The 17362-nt window shown below is 71.5% G+C and carries 15 protein-coding genes; 11 read left to right on the top strand and 4 right to left on the bottom strand.

All coding sequences use genetic code 11. The annotated features are described in order from the left end of the window. Positions 1–66: 66 nt before the first annotated feature. Entirely contained in the window at positions 67–1389 is a 1323-nt protein-coding gene (glp, locus tag ACWDUZ_RS05790) for a molybdotransferase-like divisome protein Glp (protein WP_451630536.1), read from the bottom strand. A 4-nt stretch (positions 1390–1393) separates the two neighbouring features. Further along, on the bottom strand, positions 1394–2320 hold the full coding sequence (gene galU, locus ACWDUZ_RS05785; protein ID WP_451630535.1) for a UTP--glucose-1-phosphate uridylyltransferase GalU: 927 nt from the start codon (positions 2318–2320) through the stop codon (positions 1394–1396). Between the two features lie 224 nt (positions 2321–2544). Between galU and ACWDUZ_RS05780 the strand changes: the two genes are divergently transcribed. After that, positions 2545–3159 (top strand): 5-formyltetrahydrofolate cyclo-ligase, encoded by a 615-nt coding sequence (locus ACWDUZ_RS05780; protein WP_451630534.1) that lies wholly within the window; start codon positions 2545–2547, stop codon positions 3157–3159. A gap of 117 nt (positions 3160–3276) precedes the next feature. On the opposite strand, the gene ACWDUZ_RS05775 is transcribed toward ACWDUZ_RS05780, so the two are convergent. After that, positions 3277–6132, bottom strand: coding sequence for a penicillin acylase family protein (locus tag ACWDUZ_RS05775; RefSeq protein WP_451630533.1), 2856 nt, complete (start codon positions 6130–6132; stop codon positions 3277–3279). Positions 6133–6391: 259 nt separating this feature from the next. On the opposite strand from ACWDUZ_RS05775, the gene ACWDUZ_RS05770 reads away from it, so the two are divergent. The 6 genes from ACWDUZ_RS05770 to mscL all read left to right on the top strand — a co-directional run bounded on the left by ACWDUZ_RS05770 (position 6392) and on the right by mscL (position 12299). After that, entirely contained in the window at positions 6392–7951 is a 1560-nt protein-coding gene (locus ACWDUZ_RS05770; RefSeq protein ID WP_451630698.1) for a potassium/proton antiporter, read from the top strand. A gap of 280 nt (positions 7952–8231) precedes the next feature. Beyond that, on the top strand, positions 8232–9530 hold the full coding sequence (locus ACWDUZ_RS05765; protein WP_451630532.1) for an MFS transporter: 1299 nt from the start codon (positions 8232–8234) through the stop codon (positions 9528–9530). Between the two features lie 67 nt (positions 9531–9597). After that, entirely contained in the window at positions 9598–9921 is a 324-nt protein-coding gene (locus ACWDUZ_RS05760) for an FmdB family zinc ribbon protein (protein WP_451630531.1), read from the top strand. A gap of 79 nt (positions 9922–10000) precedes the next feature. Further along, positions 10001–10834: an S-methyl-5'-thioadenosine phosphorylase gene (locus ACWDUZ_RS05755; protein WP_451630530.1), complete on the top strand. Its 834-nt coding sequence runs from the start codon at positions 10001–10003 to the stop codon at positions 10832–10834. Between the two features lie 229 nt (positions 10835–11063). Beyond that, the gene (locus tag ACWDUZ_RS05750) at positions 11064–11774 is read left to right on the top strand and encodes an RcpC/CpaB family pilus assembly protein (RefSeq protein ID WP_451630529.1); all 711 of its coding nucleotides are present in this window, start codon (positions 11064–11066) and stop codon (positions 11772–11774) included. Positions 11775–11831: 57 nt separating this feature from the next. Then, positions 11832–12299 carry a large conductance mechanosensitive channel protein MscL gene (mscL, locus tag ACWDUZ_RS05745; RefSeq protein ID WP_451630528.1) on the top strand — a complete coding sequence of 156 codons (468 nt, stop codon included), beginning with the start codon at positions 11832–11834 and terminating at the stop codon, positions 12297–12299. Between the two features lie 151 nt (positions 12300–12450). On the opposite strand, the gene ACWDUZ_RS05740 is transcribed toward mscL, so the two are convergent. Next, entirely contained in the window at positions 12451–12621 is a 171-nt protein-coding gene (locus ACWDUZ_RS05740) for a hypothetical protein (protein WP_451630527.1), read from the bottom strand. Between the two features lie 74 nt (positions 12622–12695). Between ACWDUZ_RS05740 and ACWDUZ_RS05735 the strand changes: the two genes are divergently transcribed. The 4 genes from ACWDUZ_RS05735 to ACWDUZ_RS05720 all read left to right on the top strand — a co-directional run bounded on the left by ACWDUZ_RS05735 (position 12696) and on the right by ACWDUZ_RS05720 (position 17318). Beyond that, positions 12696–13940: a low temperature requirement protein A gene (locus ACWDUZ_RS05735; protein WP_451630526.1), complete on the top strand. Its 1245-nt coding sequence runs from the start codon at positions 12696–12698 to the stop codon at positions 13938–13940. 31 nt (positions 13941–13971) lie between these two features. Next, on the top strand, positions 13972–15003 hold the full coding sequence (locus ACWDUZ_RS05730; protein ID WP_451630525.1) for a P1 family peptidase: 1032 nt from the start codon (positions 13972–13974) through the stop codon (positions 15001–15003). A gap of 154 nt (positions 15004–15157) precedes the next feature. Continuing rightward, positions 15158–16369, top strand: a complete 1212-nt coding sequence (locus ACWDUZ_RS05725; RefSeq protein WP_451630524.1) for a L,D-transpeptidase — start codon at positions 15158–15160, stop codon at positions 16367–16369. 202 nt (positions 16370–16571) lie between these two features. After that, positions 16572–17318: a DUF6227 family protein gene (locus ACWDUZ_RS05720; protein WP_451630523.1), complete on the top strand. Its 747-nt coding sequence runs from the start codon at positions 16572–16574 to the stop codon at positions 17316–17318. Positions 17319–17362 lie beyond the last annotated feature (44 nt).

Genomic DNA, 17362 nt, shown 5'->3' with positions numbered 1-17362 from the left:
TGGGGCCCGGCGCGGTGCGGCGCGCGGGCCTGCTGTGCGCGACACGGTACCGCCAACCAGCGCCGGTCAGCCGAGGAGGACCACCTCGACCTCGTCGCCGGGCGCCACCGACTCGACGTCCTCGGGCACGACGACGAGGGCGTCGGCCTGCGCCAGGGCGGCGATCAGATGGGAGCCGCTGCCCCCGACCGGGGTGACCTCGCCGTCGGCGTACGTCGCGCGCAGGAACTGCCTGCGGCCCTTCGGGGAGCTCAGCGCCTTGTCCGCCGTCAGCGTCGCCCGGGTCCGCGGCCGGTGCACGTCCCGAAGGCCCATCAGGGTGCGGATGGCGGGCCGGACGAACAGCTCGAAGGACACGTACGACGACACCGGGTTGCCGGGCAGCGCCAGCAGCGGGATGTGCTCATGGCCGATGGTGCCGAAGCCCTGCGGCTTGCCCGGCTGCATGGCGAGCTTGCGGAACTCCACGCCGCCGCCCGGCTCGTCCTCGTCGGCGACGTGCGACAGCGCCTCCTTGACCACGTCGTACGCCCCGACGCTCACCCCGCCGGTGGTGACCATCAGGTCGGCGCGGACGAGTTGGTCCTCGATGGTGGACCGCAGGTCGTCGACGTCGTCGGCGACGGCGCCCACCCGGTAGGCGATGGCACCGGCGTCCCGGGCCGCGGCGGTCAGGGCGAAGCTGTTGGAGTCGTAGATCTGGCCGCTGCGCAGCTGCTCGTCGGGCTGGACGAGCTCGCTGCCGGTGGACAGCACCACCACGCGCGGGCGCGGGCGCACCCGGACCGTGCCCCGGCCGATCGCGGCGAGCAGCGCGATCTGCGGCGGCCCGAGGACCGTGCCGGCCTCCAGGGCGAGATCGCCGGTCTTCACGTCGCTGCCCTTGGCGCGCACGTGCGCGCGTGCCTCGGCCGGCCGGTACACGCGTACCTGGCCGGCGGCGCCCTCCGGGGAGAGGCTGCGGGCGCGCATCCCACCGACCGGGCCCTCGCCGAGCCCGCCGTCGGTCCACTCCACGGGCACGACCGTCTCGGCGCCGGGCGGCAGCGGGGCGCCGGTCATGATGCGGGCGGCCTGACCCGGGCCCACGTCGACCGGGTCGCCCGCACCCGCGGCGACGTCCCCGACGACCTCCAGCGCGGCCGGGAACTCCTCGCTCGCGCCCGAGACGTCCGCGACGCGCACCGCGTACCCGTCCATGGAGCTGTTGTCGAACGGCGGCAGCGACAGCGGCACCATGACGTCCTCCACGAGGACGCAGCCCTGGGCGTCGAGCAGTTGCAGCTCGATGGGGTCCAGGGGGCGGACGGTGGTGAGGACGTCGTCCAGGTGCTCGTCCACCGACCACAGACGGTCCGGTTCCGTGGTGTGGTGCCCGCCGCTGCTCAACTCGTCACATCTCCTCGGCCACGTAACGCTTCAGCCAGGCCCTGAAGTCGGGACCCAGGTCCTCACGTTCGCACGCGAGCCGGACAATGGCACGCAGGTAGTCGCCACGGTCGCCGGTGTCGTAGCGGCGGCCCTTGAAGACGACGCCGTGCACCGGGCCGCCGGCGCTGCCCGCGGCGGTGGCCGCCGTCGAATGCGACGCGGCGAGCTTCTGCAGGGCGTCGGTGATCTGGATCTCACCACCGCGGCCCGGCTCCGTCTCGCGCAGTATGTCGAAGATGTGCGGGTCGAGGACGTAACGGCCGATGATCGCGTAGTTCGAGGGGGCCTCGGCCGGACTCGGCTTCTCGACCAGACCGGTCACCTGGACGACGTCGCTGTCCTGGGTGGCCGCCACGGCCGCGCAGCCGTAGAGGTGGATCTGCTCGGGTGCGACCTCCATGAGGGCGACGACGCTGCCGCCGTAGATCTCCTGCACCTCGATCATCCGCTGGAGCAGCGGGTCGCGCGGGTCGATCAGGTCGTCGCCGAGCAGCACGGCGAACGGCTCGTGACCGACGTGCGGGGCGGCGCAGAGGACCGCGTGGCCCAGGCCCTTGGGGTCGCCCTGGCGGACGTAGTGCATCGTCGCGAGGTCGCTGGACTCCTGGACCTTGGTCAGCCGCTCGGCGTCGCCCTTCTTCTCCAGGGCGGATTCCAGCTCGTAGTTGCGGTCGAAGTGGTCCTCGAGCGGGCGCTTGTTGCGGCCCGTCACCATGAGGACGTCGTCGAGGCCCGCGGAGACGGCCTCCTCGACCACGTACTGGATCGCCGGCTTGTCCACGACCGGCAGCATCTCCTTGGGCGTGGCCTTGGTGGCCGGCAGGAAACGGGTGCCCAGGCCTGCTGCGGGGATGACGGCCTTGCTGATCCGGGGAGGCGACTGACTCATGCCCGCCACCTTATCCGCCGCTCCGACCGCCTTTGCGCAAGGCTCCGGTTCGTCGGCTCGCGCATGAACGGGACACATGCGCCGCGCAGGGAGACAGGGACGCACGGGACACTTGGACGGGTGCCCTCCGGGGCGCCCCGGAGGGCACGCGGAGCCCCACAGGCGCGCTCCGCAAGGCACGGGTGGTCGCACGCGCAGGACTCGGGAAAGGTGCGGAAGCGGTCTTGGCTGAGATCGGACGGTCGACGGGGCCCGCCAAACGGACGGTGCGGCAGGAGTTCCTCGCCGCGAGGGACGGGCTGGCGGCGGACGAGCTGCGCCGGGCGGCGTCGGCGCTGGCCCGGTGCGCGCTGGAACTGCCCGAGCTGGCGCGGGCGCGCACGGTGGCCGCGTACGTCTCCGTGGGCACCGAGCCGGGCACCCTGGCGCTGCTCGACGCGCTGCGCGCGCGGGACGTACGCGTCCTGCTGCCCGCCCTGCTGCCCGACAACGACCTGGACTGGGGCGTCTACGCCGGGGCGGACTCCCTCGCGCGCGTGCGCCACGGTGGCAAGATGGCGCTGTGGGAACCGGCCGGTGAACGCCTCGGCCCGGACGCCGTGACGGCCGCCGACGTCGTCCTGCTGCCGGGCCTGGCCGTCGACACGCGCGGGATGCGGCTGGGGCGCGGCGGCGGCTCCTACGACCGTGTCCTGGCTCGTCTGGAGCGGGCCGGCGTACAGCCCGCGCTCGTGGTTCTGCTGTACGACTTCGAGGTCGTCGCCCGTGTGCCGGCGGAGCCGCACGACCGGCCGGTGCAGGCCGTGGTGACGCCGTCGGGGGTGCGCCGCTTCGTCTGACCCGAAGCCGTACGGGCCGGCACCTGTGGTCACGCGGGGGGCGCCTCGACGGCCTTACGGACGGCGAAGGCCCTCCACGCGCGCGTGGAGGGCCTTCGCCGGTCTGCGGGCCGAGGGTCACGGCTTGAGTACCAGCGTGTCCCTCGTGTCCTTGTCGACCGCGTCCGCCGAGAACGACCACGGCAGCAGTTCGCCCTTGGCCCACATGCCCGTCTGGTCGGTGTAGTGGGCGCTGAAGGCGTGGCCGGAGGCGCCGGTGAGGTTGATCCACTTGGACTTGTCGAGGTCGGCGAGGTTGACCACCATCCGCATGGACGGCACCCACACCACGTTGTAGCCGCCGGCCGCGTTCCATCCGGAGGCGTTGACCGCCGCCTCGCCGCCGCTGAGCTTCCAGGGGCCCCGGTTCAGGACGTACTTCAGGAACCCGGGTCCCTCGGTGCCCAGGGTCTGGTTCTTCAGGAACAGGCGGTGCAGCCGGCCCCAGCTCCAGGTGTCGATGTCCTTGCCGAGCTTGGCGGTCAGCTCCCAGCGGGCGTCGATCATGGCGCGCTCGAACAGCTCGTCGCGGTTGTCGGCCTTGGGGCGGCCGTAGCCCGACGCGGGAGCCTTCCACCAGTCGCTGTTCGTGTCGTCCACGAGGTTGCGGACCACCTCGAACCAGCGGTCGCCGCCGTCCGGCTGCGCCTGGTCGGCGTCCCGCTCGCCGCACTCGCGGACCTTGGTGGTCTCGTCGACCGGGCCGGTGTTGTCGGCCGGTTCCACCCACAGGCACTGCCCCTTGACCCGCAGCTCCTTGGGCAGCTTGTTGCCGAAAGCGAGCTTGAGGACGTTGCGCCAGACCGCGTTGAAGTAGGCGGACGCCGCCGAGTCGGCGTCCTGGGTGTAGTCCCAGCCCTCCAGGAGCTTCTGCGCCTGGCGGACGTCCTTGTCGCCGATGTCGATCTTCAGCAGCATGGGCACCAGCAGCTTGGCGATCTCGCTGCTGTCGTCCGTCTGCATCTGCCGCATGTCGTCGGTGGAGATCTTGCCGCCACCGTCGATCTTCGACTGGATCAGGTCGGTGATGCGCTGGCTGCGGGCGCCGTAGCCCCAGTCCGTGGTGAGCGTGTACGGGTAGTCGTCCGGGTCGACGACGGCCTGGTTGGCGGTGACGATGTAGCCGCGCTTGGGGTTGTACTCGTAGGGCAGCTCGTCCTGCTTCAGGTATCCGGTCCAGTCGTACCCGGAGTCCCAGCCCGGCGCGGGGACGGAGCCGTCGTCGTTCTTCGCGCGCGTGGGGATGCGGCCGGGCAGCGTGTAACCGATGTTGTTCTTGGTGTCCGCGTAGATCAGGTTCTGCGAGGGCACGTCGAACAGGGTCGCCGCCGACCGGAAGCCGGCGAAGTCCTTGGCACGGTCGATGGCGAAGACGGCGTCCATGGTGGTGCCCGGCTGCAGCGCGGTCCACTTCAGGGCCACGGCGTAACCGTCGCCGCGGTCCGGTGCCGCCGTGTCGACCTGGGCCTTCTTGCCGACCTTGACCAGTTCGTCGTCCCGGTCGGACAGCAGTGGCATGCCGTCCTCGGTCTGGCGGACCACGATCTTCTTGGACGCGCCGCCGGCGACCTTGATGATCTCCTCACGGCTGCGGAAGGGCACCGTCTTGTCGTCGCGCAGGTAGCCGTCGCCGCTGAGCTTCTCCAGGTACAGGTCGGTGACGTCGACACCGGAGTTGGTCATGCCCCAGGCGATGTTCTGGTTGTGGCCGATGATCACACCGGGCATGCCCGCGAAGGTGTACCCGGTGACGTCGTACGGGCACGCGGCGGACACCGAGCGGCAGTGCAGGCCCATCTGGTACCAGACGCCCGGCAGCGAGGGCGACAGGTGCGGGTCGTTGGCGAGCAGCGGCTTGCCGGTGATGGTGTACTTGCCGGACACCACCCAGGAGTTCGAGCCGATGCCGTCGCCGTTCACGCCGACGGCGGTCGGCAGGTTCTGCATGACGTTGCGCAGGCCCATGAGCTGGCTCTGCAGGCCCGAGGTGCCGGAGCCGGAGGACCCGCCCGTCGTGGCCTGTGTGCCGCCCGTGGAACCGGTGGTGCCGGCCGTCGTCCCGTCGGTGCCGGTACCCGTGGAGCCCGTGGAGTTGCCGGTGGTCCCCGTCGTCGTGCCGGTGGCGCCGCTCGTGCCGCCGCTGCCGCTCGCCTCGAACGCCTCCGCGAGGTCGTCGTACTGGCCCTGCGTGACGATCGGCTTGTTCCGGCGGTACGGGTAGTCCGGGTAGAGGTCCTTGATCTGCTTGGGGCCCAGACGGCTGGTCATCAGGGCGCGGTCGATCTCGTCCTGCATGTTGCCGCGCAGGTCCCAGGCCATCGCCTTCAGCCAGGCGACCGAGTCGACCGGGGTCCACTTCCCGGGCTTGTAGTCGTTGGTGAAGCCCAGCGCCGCGTACTCCAGGGAGATGTCCTTGGCGTTGCGGCCGTCGAGGTAGGCGTTGACACCCTGGGAGTACGCCTGGAGGTACTTCTTGGTGGAGGCCGACAGCTTCTTGTCGTACTCCTCCTCGGCGACCCGGTCCCAGCCCAGGGTGCGCAGGAACGCGTCGTTGTCGACCTGGCTCTTGCCGAACATCTCCGACAGGCGCCCGGAGGTCATGTGCCGGCGCACGTCCATCTCGTAGAACCGGTCCTGAGCCTGGACGTAGCCCTGCGCCATGAACAGGTCCTCGGCCGAGGAGGCGTAGATCTGCGGGATGCCGTAGCCGTCCCGCTTGACGTCGACCGGGCCCGACAGGCCCTCGAGCGTGATCGAGCCCTTGGTCTGCGGGAAGGAGGCCCGGACGGTGCTGATGGACCAGTAGGCCCCGTAGGCGATGCCGCCGATGATGGCCAGCACCAGGACGAGCACGACGAGTCGGGCTTTTCGCCCCTTCTTCCTGCCGGACTTGCCGGGCTTGTCACCCGTTGAGGCGGTGGTGTTGGGGGGCATCGCTGTCCTTGCTGTCCTAACGCGAGCGGCAGGCGGTACTGGAGTGCTGGAGCAACCATAGGCGCAGGGGCCGGAACCACTTGACGCGGAGTCGCGACCAAGCGCGGACGAACGTTCGATCTCGGCCCGTCGAGCGTCAAGAAAGCGTCAAGAGTTAGGTAAGGTAACGAAGTAATCAAGCTCGCAGTGCCGAAGCACCGCAGCGTTGGAAAGCCTGGGAGTCAGAAGCGACACAAGCCGGAAGACCCGAGAGGCCCCGATCGGAGAGCCCGGAACCGCGGGGAAGGAAGCGCCACTGACTGTTCACCACCTCAACCAGCTCCTGCTCGTCTGCTCCCTCGTCCTGCTCGTCGCCGTGGCAGCGGTACGGATCTCCTCCCGCAGCGGGCTCCCCAGCCTGCTCGTCTACCTGGGGATCGGCATCGGCATGGGCGCCGACGGCGTCGGCCACATCCGCTTCGACAACGCCCAGCTGACCCAGGTCATCGGCTACGCGGCCCTCGTCGTGATCCTCGCCGAGGGCGGCCTGGGCACGAAGTGGAAGGAGATCCGGCCGGTCCTGCCGTCCGCCTGCGTGCTCGCGACGCTCGGGGTCGCCACCAGCGTCGCCGTCACCGCCGCCGGCGCGCACTACCTGGTCGGCCTGGACTGGCACCAGGCACTCATCATCGGTGCGGTGGTGTCCTCCACGGACGCGGCGGCCGTCTTCTCCGTCCTGCGGCGCATCCCCCTGCCGGCGCGCGTGAAGGGCACGCTCGAGGCCGAGTCCGGCTTCAACGACGCGCCCGTGGTCATCCTGGTCGTCGCCTTCTCCACCTCAGGGCCGATCGAACACTGGTACACCCTGCTGGGCGAGATAGCCCTGGAGCTGGCCATCGGCGCGGTCGTCGGCCTCGCGGTGGGCTGGCTCGGCTCCTGGACCCTCAAGCACGTCGCCCTGCCCGCCTCCGGCCTGTACCCGATCGCCGTGATGGCGATCGCGGTCGCGGCCTACGCCGCCGGGGCCCTGGCGCACGGCAGCGGCTTCCTCGCCGTCTACCTGGCGGCGATGCTGCTCGGCAACGCCAAGCTGCCGCACTGGCCGGCCACGCGCGGCTTCGCCGAAGGGGTCGGCTGGCTCGCCCAGATCGGCATGTTCGTCCTGCTCGGCCTGCTGGTCACGCCGCACGAACTGGGCGACGACGTGGTGCCCGCCCTGCTCATCGGTCTGGTGCTGACGATGGTCGCGCGACCGCTGAGCGTCGTGGTCAGTCTGCTGCCGTTCCGCGTGCCGTGGGCGGAGCAGACCCTGATGTCCTGGGCCGGGCTGCGCGGCGCCGTGCCCGTCATCCTGGCCACCATCCCCATGGTGAACGGCGTCGACACCACCCACCGCATCTTCAACATCGTCTTCGTCCTGGTCGTGGTCTACACCCTCGTCCAGGGGCCGACCCTGCCCTGGCTGGCCGCCCGGCTGCGCCTCGGCGAACCCCAGGAAGCCGCCGACCTCGGCATCGAGTCGGCGCCCCTGGAACGGCTGCGCGGCCACCTGCTGTCCGTCGCCATCCCGGAGGGGTCGCGGATGCACGGCGTGGAGGTCAACGAGCTGCGGCTGCCCACCGGGTCGGCGGTCACCCTGGTGGTCCGCGACGGCAAGTCGTTCGTACCGCTGCCCTCCACGGTCCTGCAGCACGGCGACGAACTCCTCGTGGTCACCACCGACCCCGTCCGCGAGTCCGCGGAACGCCGGCTGCGCGCGGTCGGCCGTCGCGGCAAGCTGGCGGACTGGCTGGGCCCCGACGGCCCCGAGGAGGGCCGCCGAGGCGGCCGCGGCCGGTGAGGGAACCCTGCTTGTGCGTGGCCTCCGTCGAGCACTCCGTAACCCAGGCGGACACCGGCCATGGTGCTCACTTTCACAGGGGCACAAGCCCATCACCCCTGTACGATGAAGGCGCACCTTGATCGAACCAACTCTGCCTGACGCAGAGCTGGCGCGACCGTATGGCGGCCGGGCCACCCCCTGAGCGGGCGCCGGCATCTACCGCAGTCCGCGCAAGAGGACAGCTCTCGGCGCGCCCGCACACGGGGCCGCGCTACCAGGCGGCAGAAAGGCACGGGCCGTGGGATCCGCGGTCACCAGCACCGACCCCGCGACGACCTCGCCGGCATCCTCCCGCCCGGGATACGGGCAACTGCTGCGCACCCGCGGCGCCTGGACGTTCCTGCTCCCCGGCTTCGCGGCCCGCCAGCCGTTCGCGATGCTGACCATCTCCATCGTGCTGCTGGTGCAGCACACCACCGGCTCCTACGGCTCGGCGGGCGCCGCCGCGGCCGTCACCGGCGTCTCCATGGCGCTGTTCGCGCCGTACAGCGGCCGCCTCGCCGACCGCTACGGACAGCGCGCCGTGCTGATTCCCGGGGTCGTGGCGCACGCCCTGGCCGGGCTGACGCTGACCGGTCTCGCCCTGGCGCACGCACCCCTGTGGGCGCTGTTCGCGGCGGCGGTGCCGACCGGCGCCTCGGTGCCGCAGATCGGGCCCATGGTGCGGTCCCGCTGGGGAGTGGCCCTGAAGGACTCCCCGCTGATGACCACGGCGGCGGCCTTCGAGTCGGTCACCGACGAGCTCACCTTCGTCCTCGGGCCCCTGCTGGCCACCGCGCTGTGCACGGCCGTCGCCCCGGCGGCGGGCCTGGTCACCGAGGCCACGCTGACCCTGGTGGGCGGTCTGCTGTTCGCCGCGCAGCGGCGCACCCAGCCACCCGTGGGCGCCGACGACGGGCACGCGCGCGTGGAGCACTCCTCCGCCCTGCGCGTCCCCGGTGTGCGCGTGCTGGTCGTGGCCTTCCTCGGCATCGGCACCGTCTTCGGCGGCATGCAGGTCTCGTTGACCGCGTTCACCGAGTCGATCGGCGAGCCCGGCCTCAACGGCGTGCTGTACGGGACGTTCGCCGCGGGCAACATGCTCTCCGGCATCGTCTGCGGCGCCCTGGCCTGGAAGTCGGCCCCGCGGCACCGCCTGGTCATCGGCTACACCGCCCTGGCGGTGGCCGCGTCCGCGCTGTGGACCGCCCACTCGGTGCTCCTGCTGGCCGCGCTCGGCCTCCTGGTGGGCATGTGCATCGCGCCCGCGCTGATCACCGGCTACACCCTGGTCGAGGGGCTGGTCCCGGCCGGCGCCCGCACCGAGGCGTTCACCTGGCTCACCGGCGCGGTCGCCCTCGGCCAGGCGGCCGCCGTCACCGTCGCCGGACAGCTGGAGGACCGCCTGTGGGTCGGCGCCGGATTCCTGGTGCCGATGACCGGCACGGTGCTCGCCCTGCTGACCCTCGTGACCCTGCGGTCGCGGCTCGCCACCCGGGCCCACAGCCGCACCGTGGCGCGTGGCATCGGTCACCGCGCCCCCGCCACAGTGGACTGATCCCACGGAATACGTCAGTATGGATGCTCGTTAGCACTCATTGAGTGAGAGTGCCAGGAGGAAGACAGTGCCCACCTACCAGTACCAGTGCACCGAGTGCGGCGAGGGCCTCGAGGCGGTGCAGAAGTTCACCGACGACGCGCTCACCGAGTGCCCCAACTGCGGTGGCCGCCTGAAGAAGGTGTTCTCCGCGGTCGGCATTGTCTTCAAGGGCTCGGGCTTCTACCGCAACGACAGCCGCGGCTCCTCGTCGAGCAGCAGCCCGGCGTCGTCGAAGTCGTCGAGCGGCTCCGACGCCTCGTCGTCCGGCACCGGCTCGTCGTCCTCTTCGTCGTCCTCGTCTTCCTCGTCGTCCTCGTCGACGGGTTCGGCGAGCAGCTCCGCCGCCTGACCTCACCACTTCACCGGACCCCGCCGTCACCGGACGGCGGGGTCCTGGTCGTTCCCGCGGACGGTTTAGGGTGCTGCTCATGGCGAACGCAGAGATCGGTGTCATCGGCGGGTCCGGCTTCTACTCGTTCCTGGACGACGTGACCGAGGTCCAGGTGAACACGCCGTACGGGGCACCCAGCGACTCCCTCTTCCTCGGCGAGATCGCCGGCCGGCGGGTGGCCTTCCTGCCCCGGCACGGCCGCGGCCACCACCTTCCGCCGCACCGCATCAACTACCGGGCCAACCTGTGGGCGCTGCGCTCGGTGGGCGTGCGCCAGGTCCTCGGCCCCTGCGCGGTGGGCGGTCTGCGGCCCGAGTACGGGCCGGGGACGCTGCTCGTTCCGGACCAGTTCGTCGACCGTACGAAGTCGCGGGAGCAGACCTACTTCGACGGGCTTCCGCTGGCCGACGGCTCGCTGCCGAACGTGGTGCACGTCTCCCTGGCCGACCCCTACTGCCCCACCGGCCGCGCGGCCGCGCTGAAGGCGGCGCGTGGGCGGGACTGGGACGCGATCGACGGCGGCACGCTGGTCGTGGTGGAGGGGCCGCGCTTCTCCACCCGCGCCGAATCGCTGTGGCATCAGGCGCAGGGCTGGTCGGTGGTAGGCATGACCGGCCATCCCGAGGCGGCGCTCGCCCGGGAACTGGAGCTCTGCTACACCTCGCTGACGCTGGTCACCGACCTCGACGCGGGTGCCGAGACCGGCGAGGGCGTCTCCCACGAGGAGGTGCTGCGGGTGTTCGCCGGCAACGTGGAGCGACTGCGGAGCGTGCTGTTCGACACGGTGGCCGCGCTGCCCGCCGCCGGGGAACGGGACTGCGCGTGCGCGACCGCGCTGGGCGGGATGGACCCGGGGTTCACGCTGCCGTAGCGGCTTCACACTGCCGTAGCGGCTTCACACTGCCGTGACGGCTTCACGCTGTCGTGGCAGTCTGTCGGCCTGCATCGGGCACGGGAACGTGGCGGAGCGCCACGTTCGGGTGGCGGGGTTGTCCACAACCTGTGAGTAGCGCACGGGCTCCGGCGGGCGGCGGGGCGATGCCTCATCGTGGGCGTCGCAAACCGTTCCGCCGATCCCGCACCGCAGGTGGTGGTCTCTCATGTCCGTGCAGTCGCCGACGCCCTCGCCGTCCTGGGCGCGTCGTCAGTCCGAGTCGGTCGGGGTGCCGGGGGCTCGTTCGTCGCTCCCCTCGCTCCCGTTCGCCTCCTCTGCCCGCACTTCGCCGTTTCCGCCCGGCACGGAGGTGCCGGCCACGTGCGAGGTGCCGCAGTTCGCGCCGGTGCGCGTACGGGGCGGGCGGTGCGGGCCGTTCCGGCTCGTACGGCCCCGGCGGCGGGCCGTGGCCGCCGGGCTGGCGGTCACGGCGGCCGCGCTGGTCGCGGTGGGTCCGCGGGCCGCGTCGGATCCCGCGCGCGGCGGACCGGCCCGCGGGCATCCGGTGCGGGCGGCCGACACCTCGTCGCACGGGCCCGCCACCCGGGGCGGGAACGCGGGGCGGACGGTGACCGTGCCCGTGCGCCTCGCCGACGCGGCCACGGTCCGGCTGCTGCGGCCAGGTGACCGCGTGGACGTGATCGCCGCGGAGGACCCGGCGGTGGGCGGCCGGGTCCGGACGGTCGCGCGCGGGGCGCGGGTGGCGAGGGTGCCCGAGCCCGTGCCGGACCCCGCGGCGGCGGGCGCGGGCGGAAGCGGCGGCGGGAGCGGGGACGGCGGGAGCGGGGCACTTGTCGTCCTGTCGGTGCCGCGTTCCGCCGCGGCACGCCTGGCGGGGGCGAATGCGACCACCCGATTGGCGGTGACCCTGTGGTGAGCCGTAGGTTGCGGAGCTGTTTGTTCTACAACCCGCTTGTCCGAGGAGGGGCCGCAGGTGAGCGCGAAGAGGGACCCGAGCGTCTGGCAGGGCTTCAAGGCCTTTCTGATGCGCGGGAACGTGGTCGATCTGGCCGTCGCGGTGGTCGTCGGCGCCGCCTTCACCAACATCGTCAACGCCGTGGTGAAGGGCGTCATCAATCCGGTGGTCGGGGCGATCGGCACCCAGAACCTCGATCACTACAGCTCGTGCCTGAGCACGAAGTGCCAGGGCGACCGCGGCATCCGGATCATGTGGGGCTCGGTCCTCGGCTCCACACTCCAGTTCCTGATCACCGCGGCGGTGGTCTACTTCCTGATGGTGCTGCCCATGGCGAAGTTCCTGGCCCGGCAGGAGGCGCGCAAGAAGGCCCGGGAGGGCGCGCACGAGGTCGTCGAGGTGACCGAGCTTCAGGTGCTCAAGGAGATCCGCGACGAGCTGGTCGCCCAGCGCGGCCACGCCCCGGCCGGGTACCAGCGGCGTTAGCGCCGATCCTGGCAGCGGGGGCGGTCGGACGGGCCGGCCGCTCGCGGACCGAGCGACATGGCCGGTTCCGGCGGCCGGTCCGGCGGTTCCGGCGGCCGGTCCGGCGGTTCCGGCGGCCGGTCCGGCGGTTCCGGCGGCCGGTCCGGCGGTGTCAGAGGTGGTGGGGCGGCTTCTCGTCGAGGAAGCGCCTGAGGTCGGCGGCGGCGTCACCGTCCGCGCGCTCGCCCCAGCCCCGGTCGGTGTCGTCCGTGGACTGCTCGCTCAGCGGATCGTCGAAGATCAGCGCGTTCTTCGGGTCGCGCGGCTCGGAGGCGGTGCTCATGCCTCCAGGGTACGGTGACCGGCGCGGACGCCAGGCTCGGGCTATTCCGGTCGCTTTCTGCTGTGCTGGGAGCCATGACGTCCAGCTCCGACTCCCATCCGGAAACCGCCCCCACCACCCCTTCCGACGCCCGCCGTCCACTGCGTCCGCTGACCGCGCGCGAACGCCACGAGGCGCACCGGGTCTCCACCGTGCTGGAGCTCTTCTTCGACCTGTGTTTCGTGGTGGCCGTCGCGCAGGCGGGCGTGCAGCTGGTGCACGCCGTGGCCGAGGGCCGGGCCGGCCACGGCATCCTGAACTACGCCATGGCGTTCTTCGCCATCTGGTGGGCCTGGATGAACTTCTCGTGGTTCGCCTCCGCCTACGACAACGACGACGTGCTCTACCGGATCGTGACCCTGGTGCAGATCGCCGGTGTGCTGGTGCTGGCCGCGGGAATCTCACGGGCGTTCACGCGCCACGACTTCTTCCTGGTGTGGCTCGGCTATGTGATCATGCGGCTGGCGATGGCCTCCCAATGGCTGCGAGCCTCCCGGTGGGCCGGCGGTGCGGAGCGGTGCATGGCACGGCGGTACGCGGTCGGGGTGCTGCTGTGCCAGGTCGGCTGGCTGGGACTGGTGCTGTTGCCCGGTCCTGCCCGGCCGTGGGTGTTCCTGGTGATGGTGATCGCGGAGCTGTCCGTGCCGGTGATCGCGGAGAGGGCGTACGGCACCTCCTGGCATCCGCACCACATCGCCGAGCGGTTCGGACTGTTCACCATCATCGTGCTGGGCGAGACCGTCGCGGCGGCGACCGTCGCGGTGAAGTCGGCCGCGGACGAGCACGAGGCGCTGGGCGAGCTGCTGCCGATCGCGGCGGGCGGTCTGATGATCGTCTTCTCCGCCTGGTGGATCTACTTCGTGGTGCCGATCCACGGGCATCTGCGCTCCAACCGGGAGTCGTTCCTGTGGGGTTACGGCCACTATGTGATCCTCGCCTCGGCGGCGGCGATCGGCGCGGGTCTGGAGGTCGCCGTCGAGCAGGCGGTCGGCAAGACCCATCTGTCGGCCCTGGCGGCGTCGGCGGCCGTCACGCTCCCGACGGCCCTGTATCTGCTCACCGTGTGGGCGCTGCACGCGCGGTACTTCAAGGTCGGCATCGCCCAGCAGACGGTGCTGCCCAGCACGGCGCTGCTGGTGATCTGCTGCACGTTCCTGCGTGACTGGGCGGTCTTCGCCGCGGGCGTCGTCTCGGTGCTCTCGGTCGCCACGGGTGTGGTCCTGACGAGCCGAAAGACCGCGGGAAGGGGCGCGGGCCGTTCGGCGGAACGGACGGCATGACGACCCGCCAGGTCCGGGGAGACTGACCCCCATGACGGCTGACGCATTGACAGATGTCCCCGGCCTGCGGGTGGGTCACGCCACGCGCAGGGGTGGCGGGTGGCTCACCGGCACCACGGTCGTGCTGGCACCGGAGGGTGGTGCCGTCGCCGCGGTGGACGTGCGCGGCGGCGGGCCGGGCACCAAGGAGACCGACGCCCTCGATCCGCGCAACCTGGTGCGGAGGGTGGAGGCGGTCGTGCTGACCGGCGGCAGCGCGTACGGGCTGGACGCGGCTTCGGGGGTGATGGCCTGGCTGGAGGAGCGGGGCCGTGGGGTGCGGGTGGGACCGGATCCCTCCCACGTCGTTCCGGTCGTGCCCGCCGCCTGCGTGTTCGACCTGGGCCGGGGCGGCGACTTCCGGGCCCGGCCGGACGCGGCCACCGGGCGCGAGGCGGTGGAGGCCGCCGCCGCGAGCGAGCCGGGCGGGCCCGTGCCGGAGGGATGCGTCGGCGCCGGCACGGGCGCGACCGTGGGACCCGTCAAGGGCGGGGTCGGCACGGCGAGCACGGTGCTCGCCTCGGGCGTCACGGTGGCGGCACTGGTGGTGGCCAACGCGGCCGGTTCCGCCGTGGACCCGGAAACGGGGGTGCTGTACGGGGACTTGTTCCAGGGCCGGGTCGCGTACCCGGACGCCGGTGTGCACGAGGCGGCGCGCCGGCGGCTGGCCGAGGCCGCCGCGCGGAACGCGCCACCCCCGCTGAACACGACGCTCGCGGTGGTCGCCACCGACGCGGACCTGTCCAAGGCGCAGGCGCAGAAGCTCGCCGGCACCGCCCATGACGGCATAGCCCGTGCGGTGCGACCGGTGCACCTGCTCAACGACGGCGACACGGTGTTCGCCCTGTCCACCGGTGCCCGCCCACTCGCACCCGACCAGCCCCTCGCCCTCAACGACGTCCTCGCCGCCGGTGCGGACACCGTCACCCGGGCGATCGTACGAGCCGTGCGGGCGGCCGAGCCGGTCCACACCGCGGCCGGGGAGTGGCCGTCCTACGGCGAGCTGTACGCCACCACCCGCTGAGGGCGCGGGTCGTGATTGTCGCGGTTTCGTCACCGTGAGGCTTTTCGAGCGGGCAGCGGGAACCCCGTGACGGCCCGTCGGCCTCTTCACCGACGCACTGCAACGGAACAACGCAGACGACACCAACCTGGAGCAGCCCGTGACAAGGCCGGACATGACAGCGCGGCGCGTACTGGGGGCCTGTGCCGCACTGATGGTCGGCACCCTCACCCTCACCGGATGCGGCGGCGACGCCAAGGCCAGCGACGACGGCCGCGGCAACGGCGGCGGCAAGGACGAGCCGAAGACCTCCGCCGCGAGGATCAGCATCTCGGCGCGGGACGGTTCGACCGGCGCGTCGATCAACACCACCGGGGTCAAGGTCAGCGGTGGGAGGCTGGCCGAGGTGAGGATGACCGTGGCGGGGTCGGGGCAGGCCGTGCCCGGTGTGATCTCCGCCGACGGCACCGGCTGGAAGCCGAAGGAGCAGCTGGAGCGCGGGACGAAGTACCAGATCTCGGCGACCGCGAAGGACGCGGACGGCCGTACGGCCGCCGCCAACTCCATCTTCACCACCGTCACCACGGCCAACAGCTTCATCGGCACCTACACGCCGGACAACGGCACCACGGTCGGCGTCGGCATGCCCGTGAAGTTCGTCTTCGACAAGCCGATCACCGACAGGAAGACCGTGCAGTCGCACATCACGGTCACCTCCAGCAGCGGCCAGCGGGTGGTCGGCCACTGGTTCGGCTCGCAGCGGCTCGACTTCCGTCCCGAGGACTACTGGAAGGCCGGCTCCAAGGTCACCATGAAGATCGACCTGGACGGCGTGCAGGGCACGAACGGCGTCTACGGCGTGCAGAGGAAGACCGTGACCTTCACCGTCGGCCGCTCGCAGATCTCCACGGTGGACGCGAACACGCAGACCATGACGGTGGTCCGGGACGGCCGGACCGTCAGGACGATCCCGGTGTCCACCGGCAGCCCGGAGCACACCACGTACAACGGCAAGATGGTGATCTCGGAGAAGTTCCTCCAGACGCGCATGGACAGCCGGACGGTCGACCTGGGCGGCGAGTACAACATCCCGGATGTGCCGCACGCCATGCGCCTGACGGACAGCGGCACCTTCATCCATGGGAACTACTGGTACAACCGGGGCAATCCACCCTTCGGCCGGGAGGGCACCAGTCACGGCTGCGTCGGGATGGCGGACGTGCAGGGCGGACAGGGCGACACCACCGCCAAGTGGTTCTACGACAACTCGCTCATCGGTGACGTCGTGATCGTGCGGAACTCCCCCGACAAGACCGTCACCCCGGACAACGGCCTCAACGGCTGGAACATGTCCTGGAGCGAGTGGACCGCCGGCAGCGCTCTCTGACCGATGGCCCGGCGGCCCACTCCGAACCCGTCAACGGGCCTGTGATCAGCACATTCTGACGGCACGACGGACCGCGTGGGAACTTCTCGCGCGGCCCGGCCGTTTTTCCGCCGTACGTTTTCTCGGTTCCCGGACATGATGTCCGACCGAGGGGCTACGGTATGCACCCACAAGGTGACATGCAGCGACGCCGGGAGAAACCTTGAGCGTTCCGTACGAGACGACAGCGTACGAACCACGCGAGTCGCCGGAGTCCTTGGAGCAGCATCTCGCGCGGCTCCTCGGCCGGGCACTGAACTCCTTCGAGCTGCCCGACGAGACGATACGGCACCTGGACCACGCGCTGGCGTACGACGGCTCGCTGCACTGCGCGCACCACAGCGCGGGGCTGCACCGCGAGACGTACCGGCACACCTGGCTGCTGGCCGACGGCTCGGCGCTCACCCTCTGGGAGCTGGTCCACAACACCACGCCCCACAGCGAACCTCTGCACGAGCTGTACGTCGACGAGGAGGAACTGCGCACGGCCACCGCCCGGCTGCCCTTCCCCCCGGACACCCCGGAGCTGGACCTGCCGGTGCTGGTGCAGTTCTCGCCGCTGCCCACGGCCCGGCACGCGTACGCCCGGGAGGACTCGGCCGACCACGCGCGCCGCCTGCTGCGGCGCGCGGAGAACGCGGACCGGCCGGGGAAGGACGTCGCCGCCCGCCTGACCACGGCGTCCGGGCACCGGATCACGCAGGCGTTCGGCCGCCCCTCCCGCATGTGCCGCGCCGGACTGTGCTTCTCGCTCTACGAACACGCGTTCCTGCTGAGCGACGGCGCGGAGATCTCCCTGTGGGAGGTCGAGCACACGGCGACATCCGACGGCCGGCACAGGTGCGAGGTGTACGTGACGGAGGACGCCGCCCGCGAGGCGATGGAGCGCCTGGCGGCGCAAGTGCCCTAGTGCTGTGGCCCGAGGCGGGACGGCGGCGGCGCGGGTGCCGTCGG

The organism is Streptomyces sp. NPDC003393 (assembly GCF_053589015.1).
The sequence above is the reverse complement of the archived record's forward strand: the minus strand, read 5'-3'. Positions and strand labels throughout refer to the sequence as shown.